Genomic DNA, 15643 nt, shown 5'->3' with positions numbered 1-15643 from the left:
ACCCCCGGGTCTATTCGGGACGATACACCTGTGCGCCCGCGGCGCGGAACTCCGCGGCTTTTTCCGCCATGCCCTGCTCCAGCGCCGCGGTTTCGCCGACGCCGTGCGTCTCGGCGTATTCGCGCACATCCTGGGTGATCTTCATCGAACAGAAATGCGGGCCGCACATCGAGCAGAAGTGCGCGACCTTGTGCGCATCCTTGGGCATCGTCTCGTCGTGGTATTCGCGGGCGCGCTCGGGGTCGAGGCCGAGGTTGAACTGGTCTTCCCAGCGAAATTCAAAGCGCGCTTTCGACAGCGCGTTGTCGCGCGCCTGCGCACCCGGATGGCCTTTCGCCAGATCGGCGGCATGCGCGGCGATCTTGTAGGCCATCAGGCCTTCGCGCACGTCGTGCTTGTTGGGCAGGCCGAGGTGTTCCTTCGGCGTCACGTAGCAGAGCATCGCGGTGCCAAACCAGCCGATCATCGCCGCGCCAATCGCGCTGGTGATGTGGTCATAACCCGGTGCAATGTCGGTGGTCAGCGGCCCAAGCGTGTAGAACGGCGCCTCGCCGCAGACGGCGAGCTGCTTGTCCATGTTTTCCTTGATCAGGTGCATGGGCACGTGGCCGGGGCCTTCGATCATGGTCTGAACGTCGTGCTTCCACGCGATCTGGGTCAGCTCGCCCAGCGTTTCCAACTCGCCGAACTGTGCGGCGTCGTTGGCATCGGCGATCGAGCCCGGACGCAGGCCATCGCCGAGCGAGAAGCTGACGTCGTAGGCCTTCATGATTTCGCAGATTTCCTCGAAGTGCGTGTAGAGGAAATTTTCCTTGTGGTGGGCCAGGCACCATTTCGCCAGGATCGAACCACCGCGGCTGACGATGCCGGTGACGCGTTTCGCCGTCAGCGGCACATAACGCAGCAGCACACCGGCGTGGATGGTGAAGTAGTCCACGCCCTGCTCGGCCTGCTCGATCAGCGTGTCGCGGAAGATGTCCCAGGTCAGCTCCTCGGCGCGACCATCGACTTTTTCCAGCGCCTGGTAGATCGGTACCGTGCCGATCGGCACCGGCGAGTTGCGCAGGATCCATTCGCGCGTCTCGTGGATGTTCTTGCCGGTGGAAAGATCCATCACCGTGTCGGCGCCCCAGCGGATCGACCAGACCAGTTTTTCGACTTCCTCGGCGATGCCGGAAGAAACCGCGCTGTTGCCGATGTTGGCGTTGACCTTGGTGAGGAAATTGCGGCCGATGATCATCGGCTCGATTTCCGGGTGATTGATGTTGGCCGGGATGATCGCGCGGCCGCGCGCGACTTCGTCGCGGACGAATTCCGGCGTGATGATTTTCTGGATCGCGGCGCCGAAACTCTCGCCGGCGTGCTGGCGCAGCAGATGCGCTTCGCGGATCGACTCGATGCGCTGGTTCTCGCGGATCGCGATGTATTCCATTTCCGGCGTGATGATGCCGCGGCGCGCGTAATGCATCTGCGAGACATTCATGCCGGCCTTGGCGCGGCGCGGCAGCGGGCGGTGGCCGAAACGCACGGCATCGAGCTTGGCGTTGCTTTCACGGCTGCGGCCGAATTCCGAACTCAGGCTGGCAAGGACTTCGCTGTCGCCGCGTTCGGCGATCCAGGAAGCGCGCAGCGCGGCGAGGCCGGCGCCGAGATCGATGTTCGCCTCCGGATCAGTGTACGGGCCGGACGTGTCGTAAACGCAGAACGGCGCGTTCGTTTCCGCCGCGCCGAACATCTTCGGCGTGTCGCTGAGCGCGATCTCGCGCATCGGCACGCGGATATCGGCACGCGAACCCGGCACGTAGGTTTTCTTCGAGCCAAGGATGGGCTGGGTGACGGATTCGGAGAGCTGCTGGGTCTGCAGCAGCAATTCGCTGGGCTGGGCATTCATGGCGTCGGTCCTGCTTCGTGGAAAGTCCGCACGACGGTGCGGGCAGATGACACGAAGCGGCGGCGTCCGGGCGCAGTGGCTGCGCCGCGAAGCTTCCCTACGTCGGTGTGAGCCGAATCAGGTTCGAAGGGTATTTCTCAGCCCGCGCTTCCGGGCACCCCCGCTTCAGGCGGCTATTTCACCATGTCGCGGCAGGCGCGGCTACCGCGGCTGCGATGCGTGCAGATGCGCGTTGGCCTCGGCGTAGCGCGCCGCCCGGTCCAGCGACTGCCGCATGTACAGCAGCCAGCTGCCGCGCATGAGCCGGCGCAGCACCAGCGCGGCCAGCGTCGAACGCGGCGTGAAGCTGTACAGCCAAGTGATGCGCGTGCCGCCCTGCTCGCCGACGAAGCGCCATTCGCCCTGGATTTCGCTGGCGAGAAAACGCATGAAACTGGTGAAGCGCGAGATGCGATAGCGAAGGTAAGTGGGCGCCTCGGCGACAAGCAATTCCTCGAACGCGGAATTTCCGTCGGAAAAATGCGCCGTGCGCGTGCTGCCCGGCACGCTCCACGGGCCGGTCTGGCGCGACACGTGCGTCGCCGCCGGCAACCAGCCATAGCCGGTCAGGAACAGCGAAACATCCATCGCCACGATCACCTTGAACACGAGATCGACCGGCGCTTTCGCCGTGTGTTCGAGCTCAACCTGGATGGGAGTCCTGTCGGTCATCACGCAAGCCTATATCGCAAACCGGGCCCCTGCGCTTGGCAAGGGGGAGGGAGCCTCGCCCAGAGGCCCGGCCGCGAATCAGGTTTCCTCCGTCACCGGAACGCGGAACCACGCCGCGTAAAGCGCCGGAAGGAAGAGCACGGTCAGGCCAGTGGCGACGATCAGGCCGCCCATGATGGCCACCGCCATCGGCCCGAAGAACACGCTGCGCGACAGCGGAATCATCGCCAGCACCGCCGCCAACGCGGTCAGCACGATCGGACGGAAACGGCGCACGGTGGCATCGATGATCGCCTGGTACGGCGTGTGGCCGGCGGCGATGTCCTGGTCGATCTGATCGACCAGGATCACCGAGTTGCGCATGATCATGCCCGACAGCGCGATCGTGCCCAGCATCGCCACGAAGCCGAACGGCACGCGGAACAGCAGCAGGAAGGCGGTGACGCCGATCAGGCCCAGCGGCGCGGTCATCAACACCATCGCGGTGCGACGGAAACTGCGCAGCTGGATCATCAGCAGCGCCGTAACCGCGAACAGGAACAGCGGCACGCCGGCGGCGACGGACTTCGAACCGCGCGTGGAATCCTCGACGGTGCCGCCGGTTTCGAGCAGATAGCCCGGCGGCAGGTTGGTGCGGATGTCCTTGAGCGTCGGCAGGATCTGATCGGTCACCGTCGGTGGCGTGACGTCGCCGTAGATGTCACCGCGCACGGTGATGGTCGGCAGGCGATTGCGATGCCAGAGAATGCCATCCTCGAAACCGTATTCGAGCGTGGCGATCTGCGCCAGCGGCACGCTGCGGCCGTTGTCGGTGGGCACCGCCAGCGAGCCGAGCAGGGACAGGCGCGCGCGCTCGTTTTCCGGGCCACGCAACAGGATCGCGATCAGCTCGTTGCCTTCGCGATACGTGCTCACCTGCGTGCCCGACAGCGAGGCGCGCAGGAACTGCGCCAGTTGCGCTGAGCTCACGCCGAGCGCGCGCGCACGTTCCTGGTCGATATTCAGGCGCACGACCTTGCTGGGCTCGTCCCAGTCGAGGTTGACGTTGTCGACGTTGTGATTGGCGCGGACTTTATCGGCGACTTCGTGGGCGATGCGACGCACCTCATCGACATGCTCGCCGGACACGCGGAACTGGATCGGGAAGCCGACCGGCGGGCCGTTTTCCAGACGCAGCACGCGGCCTTGCAGATCGGGGAAATCCTTCGCCAGTGTTTCGATCACCCAATGCCGGATTTCCTCGCGCGTCTTCACGTCGGGCGTGAGCAGCACGAACTGGGCGAAATTCGCCTGCGGCAATTTCTGGTCGAACGGCAGGTAGAAACGCGGCGAACCGGTGCCGACATAAGCGACGTAGTTGACCAGGTCGGCGCGCTTTTCCTTCTTCGCCGCGGCGATGCGCTTGTCGAGTTCGACTTCGAAACGTTTCGTTGCCGCTTCGGTCGCGACCAGTGAAGCGCCTTCCGACAATTCCAGATCGACCACCAGCTCCAGGCGCGTCGACGACGGGAAAAACTGCTGCGGCACGAAGCGGAACAAGCCGACAGCAAGCACGAAAGCCAGCACGGTCACCGCGATCACGCGGCCGCGATGCTGCACGCACCAGGCGATCCAGCCGCGCAGACGGCGATAGAAACGCGTGTTGTAGTGATCCTGGTGATCATGCCCCTCAGGTTCCGGTGCGAACAGGTCGGCGAACCAGTTCGGCAGCACCAGCGCCAGACGGTCGCGCAGCAGCGATGGCTTGCGCGTCTTGCGTTCGGCGGCGAGTTGCTTGGCATCGGGCAGCAACCAGTTGCCGAGATAGGGAATGAACACCACTGCGGCGATCCAGCTCAACAGCAGCGCGATCGTCACCACCTGGAAGATCGATCGCGTGTATTCGCCGGTACCCGACTGCGCGGTGGCGATCGGCAGGAAGCCGGCGGCGGTGATCAGCGTGCCGGTGAGCATCGGGAACGCGGTGCTGGTGTAGGCGAAGCTGGCGGCACTGAGACGATCCAGGCCCTGCTCCATCTTCACCGCCATCATCTCGACCGCGATGATCGCATCGTCGACCAGCAAGCCCAGCGCGAGGATCAATGCGCCCAGGGAAATCTTGTGCAAGCCGATGTCGAAATAATTCATCGCCGCGAAAGTCATCGCCAGCACCAGCGGGATCGACAACGCCACCACCAGACCCGGCCGGCGGCCGAGCGAGAAGAAGCTGACGATCAGCACGATGAACACTGCTTCGGCCAGCGACTTGACGAACTCGGCGACTGAATCGCGCACCGCCAGCGGCTGATCGGACACCTTGCGCAGGCTCATGCCGACCGGCAGGGTTTTCTGCACGCGTGCGAATTCGCTTTCCAGCGATTCGCCGAGGCGGATGATGTCGCCACCCGGCTTCATCGACACCGCGATGCCGATCGCGTTGTCGCCCATGAAACGCATGCGCGGTTCGGCCGGATCGGAAAAACCGCGACGGATCGTCGCGACATCGCCGAGCCGGAACGTGCGCCCGGCAGCGCGCACCGGGAAATTGCGGATTTCATCGACCGTGCTGAAACCACCGGAAACGCGCAGTTGCACGCGGTCGCTGTCGGTCTCGAAGAAGCTGGTCGGCGCGACCGCATTCTGCGCATCGATCGCCTGCTGCACCGCCTGCAGCGGAATGCCCAGCGTGGCGAGCTTGGTATTGGACAGCTCGATCCAGATTTTTTCTTCCTGCAGGCCGAGCAGGTCGACCTTGGCCACGTCGGGCACGCGATGCAGGTCGAGTTCGACGCGCTCGGCGTAGTCCTTCATCGTCGCGTAGTCGAAACCGTCGCCGGTCAGCGCGTAGATGTTGCCGAAGGTGTCGCCGAATTCATCATTGAAATACGGCCCGACCACGCCGGCCGGCAACGTGCTGCGCATGTCGCCGATCTTCTTGCGCACCTGGTACCAGAGCGCGGGGATGTCGCGCGACGGCAGCGAATCCTTGGCGACGAACTGCACCAGCGATTCGCCGGGGCGGGAATACGAGCGCAGGAATTCGTATTCGCCGGTTTCCATCAATTTCTTTTCGATGCGATCGGTGACCTGCTTCGCGGTCTCATCGGCGGTCGCGCCCGGCCAGAAGGTGCGCACCACCATGATCTTGAAAGTGAAGGGCGGATCTTCCGATTGGCCCAGGCGCTGATAGCTGAAGACGCCGACGACGGCGAGCACCAGGATCGCGAACTGCACCACCGCGCGATTTTTCAGCGCCCAGGCCGACAGATTGAAATTGCTCATGTCGGCGACTCAGTTGGCAGCAGTGGCGGTGCGGGCCGGCGCGCCGACGGCGACCGGTCGGTTGTCGCGGTCGATCGGCAGCACCTGTTCGCCTTCGCGCAGCAGATGCACGCCGGCCACGACCACCCAATCGCTGGCCTGCAGACCGGAAAGCACCGGCACCACGTCCTCGCCGTAGGGGCCGACCTTGATCGGCGTGAGATGCACCTTCTTGCTGGCTGGATCGACCACCCAGACTGCGGTCAGGCCGCGGTCCTCGCTCAGCGCCGACAAAGGCAGGCCCAGGCGTGCGCCGGTGTCGGACTGCGCATAGACACGCGCACTCTGGCCGAGATCGACGTCGCCGACGTCCGCCGCGAAACTCACGCGCGCGGCGTAGGTGCGGGTCATCGCATCGGCGGCCGGGGCGATTTCGCGCAGCTTGGCCGGATAACGTTTGCCGGGTCCGGTCCACAGCTCGACGCTGAGGTCGCGGCCGACCTGGAACTGGCTGACGCTTTGTTCGGGGACGCTGATCACCACTTCCCGCTCGCCATCGACAGCGAGCACGAACACGGTCTGGCCGGCGGCGACCACCTGCCCGGCTTCGGCCAGACGCTGGGCGATGATGCCGGCATGCGGCGCGCGCAGCACCGCGTATCCCGCCTGGTTGCCGTACACCGCCGACTGCGCCTGCGCCTGCTGCACTTTCGCGGCGGCAGCGGCGTAAGCGGCTTTCTTGCCATCGAATTGCGAGCGGCTGACCAGCTGGCGGTCATTGAGATTCTGGTAGCGATCGAGCTCGAGCTTGGCGAGGGTCAGGTCCGATTGCGCCGACGTCAGCGCGGCGCGATACGCCTGCTGCTGCAGATTGAGATCGGACGCGTCGAGCTCGGCCAGGGGCTGGCCGGCTTTCACGCGGGCACCGGCATCGACCAGCCGCCGGGCGATCTTGCCGCCGACCCGGAAGGCCAGCTCCGGCTCTTGGCGGGCGTGCACTTCGCCGGCGAACGCGCTGAGGCCGGCGCCAGCACCACTGGGCTGAACGACGATGGCCGGGCGCACCACGGCCTCGGGCTTGTCGGCCGCGCAGGCCGCCAGGATCAGAATCAGCAGCGCCGGAATCAGGCGGGAAGCGGTGCGCAGCGGGGACATGGGGGCGGCCTAGTTATTGAACTGGCGGGTATACTATCTTTATCGAACCGTTTAGTTCAATAATTCCCGCATGAATTTTTCGCCCCCCCGTCCCGTCGCCCCCGGCCGCCCCAAGGATCCGGAAAAGCGCGCCGCCATTCTCGACGCCGCGATGCGCCTGTTCCCGGCCCGCGGCTACGACGGCGTCAGCATGGATGCGATCGCCCAACAGGCCGGCGTGTCCAAGCTCACCGTCTACAGCCACTTCGACGACAAGGAGTCGCTGTTCGCGGCAGCGGTCACCACCTGCTGCGAGGAATTGCTGCCGCACGGGGTCTTCGAGCCCGCCGGCGACCAGAGCGTGCGCGCCGCCCTGACCGCGATCGCCCAAGGCTTCACCGAGCTGATCATGGACGAGCGCGCCATCAAGCTGCACCAGATCATGATTGCCCAGGCCGGCCAGAAGCCGCGCCTGACTGAAATATTTTTCGGCGCCGGCCCGCGCCGCACGCTGGACGAAATGGAAACCTTCCTGCGCCAGGCCGCCGCCGCCGGCGCGCTCGACGTGCCCAACCCCGCGCATGCCGCCGCGCATTTCTTCTGCCTGCTCAAGGGCATCCGACACATGAGCGTGCTGGTCGGCATGTGCCCGCTGCCGACGCTCGAGGAGCGCCGCGAACATATCGAGGAAGTTGTCGACATCTTCCTGCGCGCATTCTCCGCAAAGGCATGCATCGAGGACGCGCGTTGATGCATCCGGGCCGCGCCGCCGCGATCAATGCAGGCCAAGCAAGCGCCGTGGCAGGCGTCCCGGTTACTTCTGGCACTGCGTCCAATAGCGCCTGCAACGCATCCTCTCCTTCAATCCCCAGCGGCCGGGGCGTAAACTTTGCGCCCCCTACGCGTGTCCCGGAAACCGTATGTCCCTGAATTTCGCAGAAGCCCGCGCGGCCATGGTCGAGCAGCAGATCCGCCCCTGGGAGGTGCTCGATCCGCGCGTGCTGGACACGCTGGCAACGGTTCCGCGCGAAGATTTCGTGCCGGCCGCGCAACGCCAGCTTGCCTATGCCGACCTGCCGCTGCCGCTGGCGCAGGGCGAAACGATGATGAAACCGGTGGTCGAAGGCCGCGTGCTGCAGGCGCTGGGCCTGTCGCCCGGCGACGAGGTGCTGGAGATCGGCACCGGCAGCGGTTACCTCACGGCCTGCCTGGCGCGCCTGGCGCGCGAAGTGGTCAGCATCGACCGGCGCAGCGATTTCATCGACGCCGCCCGCCTCACTCTTGATCACCACGGCGCCAGCAATGTCCGCCTCGAATGCGTCGACGCCTTCGCGTTCCAGCCGGGTCGCCTGTTTGACGCCATCGCGGTTACCGCAGCGGTGGCCGAAGTCCCAGAAATTTTCAGCCAGTGGCTCAAGCCCGAGGGTCGACTGTTCGTGATCCGTGGGCAGTCGCCGGTGCAGGAAGCGCTGCGCATCACTCGCCGCGGTGAGCACCTGCACAGCGAAAGTCTGTTCGAAACCGATGTCCCCTATCTGCACGGCGCCGAACCGGTGCCGCAATTCACCCTTTGAACCGGGAAAAATCCATGTCCTTGCGCCTTCGTCCGATCACCTTCGCACTGCTCCTCGCCGGCATTTCCGCCCAGGCCCACGCCACCGACCTGATGCAGGCCTACGACCTCGCCAGGCAGAGCGACCCGCAGTTCGCCGCTTCCGAGGCGCAACGCAATGCTTCTGGCGAAGGTGTCGTGCAATCGCGCGCGGCGCTGCTGCCGCAGATCAGCGCCGACGTCACCTACGGTGAATCCAAGGGCCGCAGCAGCGGCAACCAGGTATTCGCCGGCACCGCGACGCCGATCAACTCGACCTACTCCGACTCCAGCAGCCGCGGCTCGGGCGTGAATCTGCAGCAGAGCATCTACGACCACGCCAACTACTCGCGCCTCGGCGCCAGCAAGGCGCGCGCGCGCCAAGCCAATGCGCAGTACGACGCCGCCAGCGACGCCCTGATCGTCCGCGTCGCCGACGCCTATTTCAACGTACTCACCGGCATCGAAACCCTCGCTTCGGCACGCGCCGAAGAGCGCTCGGTGAAGCGCCAGCTCGACCAGGCGGAAAAGCGCCTGGAAGTTGGCCTCGCTCCGATCACCGATGTGCACGAAGCCCGCGCCCGCTACGACAGCTCGCGCGCCAATGCGATCGCCTCCGCCAACGCGCTCGACGACGCCTACGAGGCGCTCGGCGAAATCACCGGCCAGCCGCTGGAAAACCTCAAGGGCCTGTCCACCGATTACCGCCCGGCGACCACCGACACCCGTACCGCCGAGGACTGGGTGAAGATCGCGACCGACACCAACCCGACCCTGCGCTCGTATCAGGAAGCGCTGGCCGCCGCGGAAAAAGACGTGAGCACCGCACGCTCCGGCCACTACCCGACGCTGTCGGCAAGCGCCAGCTACAGCGACGACGCCAATTGGGGCGACAGCCTGCGCCGTTCTTTCCCGGCGTCGAATCCGATCAACTCGGGTTCGTCGAGCACCGGCAACCGCGTCGGCCTGACCTTGAGCATTCCGCTGTTCAGCGGTTTCGCCACGCAGTCGCGTGTGCGTCAGGCGATCGACCAACGCGATGCCGCCGCCGATCAGCTCGAGCAGCAGAAGCGCGCGATCACCCGCCAGACCCGCGGTGCGTATCGTTCGCTGGTGGCCGGTCAGGCTGAAGTCGAAGCTCGCCGTCTCGCAGTCGTCTCGGCGAAAGCCGCGTACGAAGCTGGCGAAGCTGGACTCGAAGTCGGCACCCGCACCATCGTCGACGTGCTGATCGCCCAGCAGGCTTTGTTCGCCGCGCGCACCGAATACGCGCGTTCGCGTCACGCCTACCTGGTCAACGAACTGCGCCTCAAGCAGGCCGCCGGCATTCTGGAAGTCTCCGATCTGGAAGCGACCAACCGCGTGCTCGTGGCCAATGCCAACGACTCGCTCAGCGCGGCCGACAGCGAAGACAGCAACAACAGCAAGAAGTAATCGGTCAGGACCTGTCTTTCAGGCAGGTTTCGATCAATGCGAGCGTGCGCGCCAAGGCGCCACGCTCCTTGGCGATACGGGTGCGACCCGCTTCGCCGCAGCGACGACGATCCGCAGGATCGTCCAGCCAGCGCAACAGCGCCTGCGCCAGTGAATCCTGGTCGCTGACCCGGCGCACCGCGCCAACCTCGACCAACAATGCGGTGATCTCGGCGAAATTGTGCGTGTGCGGCCCGACCAGCGCGGGTACGCCCAACGCCGCGGGCTCGAGCAGGTTGTGGCCACCGATATCCTCGAGGCTGCCGCCGACGAAGGCGACATCGGCCGCCGCATAGAACGACATCAACTCGCCCAGGGTGTCGATCACGAACACACTGGTATCCGTGCCCGGCAACGTATCGGCGCGGCGCGAACGCAGTGGCAGTTTCGCGCGCTCGCCGGCGGCGATCGCCGCGGCAAAACGTTCGGGATGCCGCGGTGCCCACAGCAGCAGCGCCTGCGGATGCGCCGCCAGCACCTGCAGGTGCGCCGCGATCACGGCTTCTTCTTCGCCCGGATGCGTACTCGCGGCGATCCACACCGGTCGCTCGCCCCATTGCTGACGCCACTGCTGCGCCTGCTCGACGATGCCGGTGGGCACGGGAAAATCGTATTTGAGATTTCCGGTCATTTGCACGGAGGCGCCGCTGCCACCGAGTTGCCGATAGCGCGCGGCATCGGCCTCGGATTGCGCGGCGATCGTCGCGACCGCGACCAGTGAGCTGCGCACCAGCGCGCGGAACGGCCGATAGCCGCGCAACGAGCGCTCGGAAAGACGTGCATTGGCGATGATGATCGGGATGTCGCGCCGACGCAGTTCGGCGAAAAGATTCGGCCAGATTTCGGTTTCCATCACCAGCGCCAGACGCGGATGGAAATGCTCGAGGAAATGCCGCACCGCGCCGGGCAGGTCATAAGGCAGATAGACATGCCGCACCGATTCGCCCCACAGTGCCTGCGCGCGCGCCGAGCCGGTCGGCGTGGTCGTGGTGATCAGCAAGGCGATATCGGGATAGCGCTGGCGCAATGCCGCGACTAGCGGCGCAGCGGCATTGACCTCGCCAACCGAGACCGCGTGCAACCACACGCAATCAGCAAGGCCGCCACTGCGATAGAACGCGAAGCGTTCGCTCCAGCGATCGAAGTACTCGCGTTGCCGCAGCCCCCGCCAGATCAGGTAATACAGCGAGAACGGCAGCGCGATCCGGCTCACCAAGGAATACAGGCCGCGCAGCAGCCTTTGACCGGGGGTTTCATGCATGGGCGCAGGATAGCCGAGACGCTAGAATCTGTCCGTGCCCGATTCCCTCCCGCCGCCACCGCTGTCGCTGCGCCTGCTGCCCGACTGGCTGGCGATCGCGCTGGGCTGGACGCTCGCGCGCTGGCCATGGTGGCTGGCGGTGCCGGCGGGCCGCGCACTCGGCGCGTTGATGCAGCGGACGATGATCGCGCGCGGTCGCATCGCCGCACGCAATCTCGCGCTGTGTTTTCCCGAACGCAGCGAAAGCGAACGCGATGAAATGTGGCGCGCGAGTTTCCGCTCGCTGGGCGTGTCGGTGTTCGAATTCCTGCGCGCCTGGTGGGGCCCGCTGACGCCGCTGGACCGGCGTTACGAAGTGCTCGGCCTCGAGCATTTGCAGGCGGCACAGAAAAACGGCCGCGGCGTCATCCTGGTTTCGCCGCATCTGACCACGCTGGAGATCAGCGTGCGTCTGCTCTGTCGCCAGGTCGACCTCGCCGGCATGTATCGCCCGCATGAATCGCCAGCGCTGGAATGGGCGGTCAAGCGCGGCCGCCTGCGCTACACCCGCGCGATGTACACACGCGACGAATTGCGCCCGGCACTACGCCATCTGAAGACCGGCGGCGTGCTGTGGTTCGCGCCCGACCAGGAAACGCGACGCGGCGAAAGCGTGTTCGTGCCGTTTTTCGGGCAACCGGCCTGGAGCCTGACCTCGACGCACCAGCTCGCGCGCCTGTCGGGCGCGGCGGTGCTGTCGCTGTTTTATCAGCGCCTCGCCGATGGTAGTTATCGCATCGAGATCGGACCGCCACTGGAAAATTTCCCCAGCGCCGATGCCACGGCGGACACCGCGCGGATCATGGCGCTGATGGAACAATTGATCCGGCGCGCACCCGAGCAATACCTATGGGTGCACGACCGTTTCAAACGGCAGATGTCTTCCGACCAGATCCCCGCCACCCCGCGCGATCAGTAAATCGCCGGCTCGCCCATGGGCCGCGTCTTGAAGCGCCGATGCACCCACAGGTATTGCTCGGGGTGTTCGCGCACCACGGTTTCGAGCTCGCGCATGTAGATGGCTGCCGCCTCTTCCGGAGTCGCTTCGGCCCATCCGGCCCAGGGTGCTTCGATACGCACGCGATAGATGCCAGCGGCGTCACGATGGAACCAGAACGGCAGCATCTCGGCGCGGCCGCGACGCACGAGCTCGGGCACCGTGGTCAGCGTCGATGCGGGCACACCGAAGAACGGCACGAAGGCATTTTGGTAGGTGAAATTCTGGTCGGCGGAATAACCCACTGGCTCGCCCGCCTGCAATACCTTCAACAAACCGCGCACATCTTTTTTTGCCAGCGTCGGGCCGAACACCGGCGCGCGCGCGGCTTCGTAGGTTTCTTCCAGGCAGGGCGAATTGTGCCGGCGGATCACCGCGCGGATTGGTCGCCCGAGTTGCTCGGCAAGCAAGCGCGTAACCAGCTCCGAACCGGTGAAGTGGCCGGTGAACAGCAACACGCCATGCCCGCGCGCCTGCGCCGCCTGCAAACGCTCCAGACCTTCGATGCGCACCAGACCTTGCAACGCCGAGGACGGCGCATACCAGGCGCGCAGCAATTCCAGCGCGCCGATCATCGTCGCGGCCATGTTTCGGCGCAGCAGCGTTCGCCGTTGCGCGACGGACAATTCCGGAAAACACAGGTCGATGTTGATGCGGGCGATGCGCCGGCGTCGCCCGAGCAACGGCCACAACGCGATCGCCAGTGTCTCGCCCAGCGTCAACAGCACGCGCTGCGGCAGCCGCGCCACCACACGCGCACTCCACACCAATGGCGTGATCGCCCAGCAGCGCATCAGCCGGACTCCTTGCGTTCGGCCTCCAACTGCTTGGCCAGTTTCAGGAAGGCATAGAAGCCCTGCACGCGCGCGGCGATGAAACCGGCCCAGCCGTTGAGAAAATAACGCTTGCCGAAATAGAAGCGCAGGAACACGAACGCCGGATACACCACCATGCGCAGGCCGATGAAGCGGCGCTTGCGCGATTGCCGATACGCAACCAACCCACTGGAATACTGATTGACCTTGCTCACGCGCACGGCAATTTCCGGCTCGCCGAAATGCCGGAACGGCGCGTCCAGATCGAGCACGCGACCGGTGACTTCCGGCGCCGCATGCACCGGCACCGTGTTCATCGCACCAACGCTGCGCCGGAACAGGCGCAGCTGCCAGGTCGCGCGCGTGCGCGGATGCGGCCAGCGCCAGAACAGCCATTCCTGACGCGGCAGGCGATAACCATCGGCGCGCGGTGCCTGCAGTTCCGCGCGGATTTTTTCCGCCGTGCCCGCCACCAGGAATTCATCGGCATCGAGCAGCAACACCCAGTCGTGCTGCGCTTTGTCGATCGCCGATTGTTTCTGCAGCGAGTAGCCCTTGAACGGTTCGACGAAGATCCGCGCGCCGTGTCGCATGGCGATTTCGCGCGTGCCGTCGCTGGAATCGGAATCGAGCACCAGCAGGTCGTCGCAGAACGCCAGGCTGGCCAGGCACTGTTCCAGCGTGGCGGCGTTGTTGAAAGTGGTGACGACAGCGCTAAGCATGCGCCGCGGCATCTTCTTCGATCGCGAACAACGAGCCCGCGTACAGCGCCACCAGCAACAAAGTCACGCCGGCCCAGAAATTCGAATAGAAGGCCAGGTGGGTGTTGAGCGGGAACAAGGTCACCGCCAGCGCGAGTGCCGGCGCGCCAGCGCGTCGGCGCGCTTCCGGCAGCGACCAGCGCCACGCGCGGATCGCCAGCGCCACGCCCATCAACCACAAAACCAAGCCGATCACGCCGGTTTCGCTGAGCACTTCCAGCACTACCTGATGCGCATGCAGCGCGCCTTGCTGGCCGTGCGACAACCAGAAATCATCCTTGCTGGCGTAGTGCGCGTACTCGTCGCGGAAACCGCGTACTCCGACACCGTTGATCGGATGTTCGACGAACATGCCCGTCGCTGCATGCCAGATGCTGAGCCGGCCGGCGAGTGCCTGATCGAAGCCGTCGGTGTCACCGTTGAGCGCGATACGGCTGCGCTCGATGCGGCTTTCGAATTGCGTGGAAAAACTCAGCGCCAGCGCCGCGGCGCAGATCAGCCCGACCACCGCCAGCAACGCGAGTCGGCGGCTGCCGAAGCGCTGCCAGGCACTGAACGCCAGCACCAGCGCGTAACTGAGCCAGGACGCACGCGAGCCCGCGAGCAGGATCACCAGACTCAACACGAATGCCATCGCCAGCCAACCGGCGCGACCGACGCGCTCGCCGGCCCAGTCGAGCGCGAACGGCGACAGGCTGGCGAGCACCAGACCAAGCTTGAGATTGCCGGCGCCGAACACGCCGCTGAGGCGATCGGAGGTATTCATGCCGCCCAGGCTGTAGCCGGTCGCCGCTTGCACCAATGCATCGGCAACCCAGAGCGAAGTGATCAGCGCGAGCCCGGCGAACACCAGCTGGCGACCACGCCGATGCGCCACCGCCATCGCCACCCACCACAGGAACGGCAGGTAGCGAACATCCACCAGCACTTCATGCCAGGCGCGCTCGCTGTCGACGGCATCGAAGGCGGAAAACAATTCCGGCAGCCAGTAGCAGAGAAACAGCGCCGTGCACAGCGCCCAGGCCTCGCGACTGATCAGCGACGTCCCTTCCTGGAAGCGCGAATACGCGAGGATGCCGATGCCCGCGACCGCACCCAGACTCAACACCGCCTCGGCCGGCCCGACCGTCGGCCACAGTGCGACGAACAGCAACACCGCGTACGGCGTCCAGCGGAAACGAGTGAATTCAGCGAGCCAGGAACGCATAGACCTTCAGGGTACGTGCTTGCATCGGGGCAAGGGAATCGGCAAGTGTATTGGGCAGCGCATTCGACGACTGCAGCAAGGTCTGCGCCGTCGCCGCGAGTCGTGCCATGTCGTCACGCGCCACCGCACCGGCGGGAAAGTGCTCACGCAGCAATTCGCCGACACCACCGCGATCCCAGCCCAGCACCGGACGACCGACCGCGAGCGCTTCGAGCACGGTGCGACCAAACGCCTCCGGGCGTTCCGACAACTGCAGCACCAAGTCGCTGAGCGCATAGGCGTCGACAATGCCGGCGCGCGCCGGACTGATCGCGACGAAATCCTGCACCTCGAATTCCGCAGCCAGCGCTTCGAGTTCGGCGAGGTAGGCATCGCGACCCGCTTCACGTGCGCCGAGCAACCACAGGCAGGTGTCGATGCCTTCCTGACGCAATGCGGCCAGCAGGCGAATCGCCGCCGCGTGACCCTTGAGACGGCTGCCGCGACCAGGCAGCAACAATAACTTTTCGGCGGCCAGCGCCGG

At 65.5% G+C, this 15643-nt stretch carries 13 protein-coding genes and 1 riboswitch; of the genes, 4 read left to right on the top strand and 9 right to left on the bottom strand.

Annotated features, from left to right (window positions below):
• Nucleotides 1-10 precede the first annotated feature (10 nt).
• The 4 genes from thiC to VKM35_RS02395 all read right to left on the bottom strand — a co-directional run bounded on the left by thiC (nucleotide 11) and on the right by VKM35_RS02395 (nucleotide 6997).
• The gene (thiC, locus tag VKM35_RS02410) at nucleotides 11-1891 is read right to left on the bottom strand and encodes a phosphomethylpyrimidine synthase ThiC (protein ID WP_324317973.1); all 1881 of its coding nucleotides are present in this window, start codon (nucleotides 1889-1891) and stop codon (nucleotides 11-13) included.
• 76 nt (nucleotides 1892-1967) lie between these two features.
• A riboswitch (TPP riboswitch) is annotated at nucleotides 1968-2063 on the bottom strand.
• Between the two features lie 29 nt (nucleotides 2064-2092).
• Nucleotides 2093-2602, bottom strand: coding sequence for an SRPBCC family protein (locus tag VKM35_RS02405; RefSeq protein WP_324317970.1), 510 nt, complete (start codon nucleotides 2600-2602; stop codon nucleotides 2093-2095).
• A gap of 78 nt (nucleotides 2603-2680) precedes the next feature.
• Nucleotides 2681-5863 carry an efflux RND transporter permease subunit gene (locus tag VKM35_RS02400; RefSeq protein WP_324317968.1) on the bottom strand — a complete coding sequence of 1061 codons (3183 nt, stop codon included), beginning with the start codon at nucleotides 5861-5863 and terminating at the stop codon, nucleotides 2681-2683.
• Nucleotides 5864-5872: 9 nt separating this feature from the next.
• On the bottom strand, nucleotides 5873-6997 hold the full coding sequence (locus tag VKM35_RS02395) for an efflux RND transporter periplasmic adaptor subunit (RefSeq protein WP_324317967.1): 1125 nt from the start codon (nucleotides 6995-6997) through the stop codon (nucleotides 5873-5875).
• A 70-nt stretch (nucleotides 6998-7067) separates the two neighbouring features.
• Between VKM35_RS02395 and VKM35_RS02390 the strand changes: the two genes are divergently transcribed.
• The 3 genes from VKM35_RS02390 to VKM35_RS02380 all read left to right on the top strand — a co-directional run bounded on the left by VKM35_RS02390 (nucleotide 7068) and on the right by VKM35_RS02380 (nucleotide 10001).
• Nucleotides 7068-7727, top strand: coding sequence for a TetR/AcrR family transcriptional regulator (locus VKM35_RS02390; protein ID WP_324317965.1), 660 nt, complete (start codon nucleotides 7068-7070; stop codon nucleotides 7725-7727).
• A gap of 169 nt (nucleotides 7728-7896) precedes the next feature.
• Nucleotides 7897-8550 (top strand): protein-L-isoaspartate O-methyltransferase, encoded by a 654-nt coding sequence (locus tag VKM35_RS02385; protein ID WP_324317963.1) that lies wholly within the window; start codon nucleotides 7897-7899, stop codon nucleotides 8548-8550.
• Between the two features lie 14 nt (nucleotides 8551-8564).
• Complete coding sequence (locus VKM35_RS02380; protein ID WP_324317961.1) at nucleotides 8565-10001, top strand: TolC family outer membrane protein; 1437 nt, start codon at nucleotides 8565-8567, stop codon at nucleotides 9999-10001.
• A gap of 4 nt (nucleotides 10002-10005) precedes the next feature.
• On the opposite strand, the gene waaA is transcribed toward VKM35_RS02380, so the two are convergent.
• Entirely contained in the window at nucleotides 10006-11301 is a 1296-nt protein-coding gene (gene waaA / locus VKM35_RS02375) for a lipid IV(A) 3-deoxy-D-manno-octulosonic acid transferase (RefSeq protein WP_324317959.1), read from the bottom strand.
• Nucleotides 11302-11329: 28 nt separating this feature from the next.
• Between waaA and lpxL the strand changes: the two genes are divergently transcribed.
• Nucleotides 11330-12259: an LpxL/LpxP family Kdo(2)-lipid IV(A) lauroyl/palmitoleoyl acyltransferase gene (gene lpxL / locus VKM35_RS02370; RefSeq protein WP_324318011.1), complete on the top strand. Its 930-nt coding sequence runs from the start codon at nucleotides 11330-11332 to the stop codon at nucleotides 12257-12259.
• Here lpxL and VKM35_RS02365 read toward each other — a convergent pair.
• The 4 genes from VKM35_RS02365 to VKM35_RS02350 form a co-directional block, all read right to left on the bottom strand.
• On the bottom strand, nucleotides 12253-13131 hold the full coding sequence (locus tag VKM35_RS02365) for a lipid A biosynthesis lauroyl acyltransferase (protein WP_324317957.1): 879 nt from the start codon (nucleotides 13129-13131) through the stop codon (nucleotides 12253-12255). The two genes, lpxL and VKM35_RS02365, sit on opposite strands and share 7 nt — an antisense overlap.
• Complete coding sequence (locus VKM35_RS02360; RefSeq protein ID WP_324317955.1) at nucleotides 13131-13874, bottom strand: glycosyltransferase family 2 protein; 744 nt, start codon at nucleotides 13872-13874, stop codon at nucleotides 13131-13133. Before VKM35_RS02360 ends, VKM35_RS02365 begins: the two co-directional genes overlap by 1 nt.
• Nucleotides 13867-15120, bottom strand: a complete 1254-nt coding sequence (locus VKM35_RS02355) for an O-antigen ligase family protein (RefSeq protein WP_324317953.1) — start codon at nucleotides 15118-15120, stop codon at nucleotides 13867-13869. Before VKM35_RS02355 ends, VKM35_RS02360 begins: the two co-directional genes overlap by 8 nt.
• Nucleotides 15101-15643 (bottom strand): glycosyltransferase (locus VKM35_RS02350; protein WP_324317951.1); only part of this gene is annotated, 543 nt, incomplete at its 5' end. The genes VKM35_RS02355 and VKM35_RS02350, both read right to left, overlap by 20 nt.

The sequence above is a fragment of the Arenimonas sp. genome, from assembly GCF_035312645.1.
In the GTDB taxonomy this organism is placed as follows: Bacteria; Pseudomonadota; Gammaproteobacteria; order Xanthomonadales; family Xanthomonadaceae; genus Arenimonas.
This window is presented reverse-complemented; position numbering and strand designations above follow the sequence as displayed.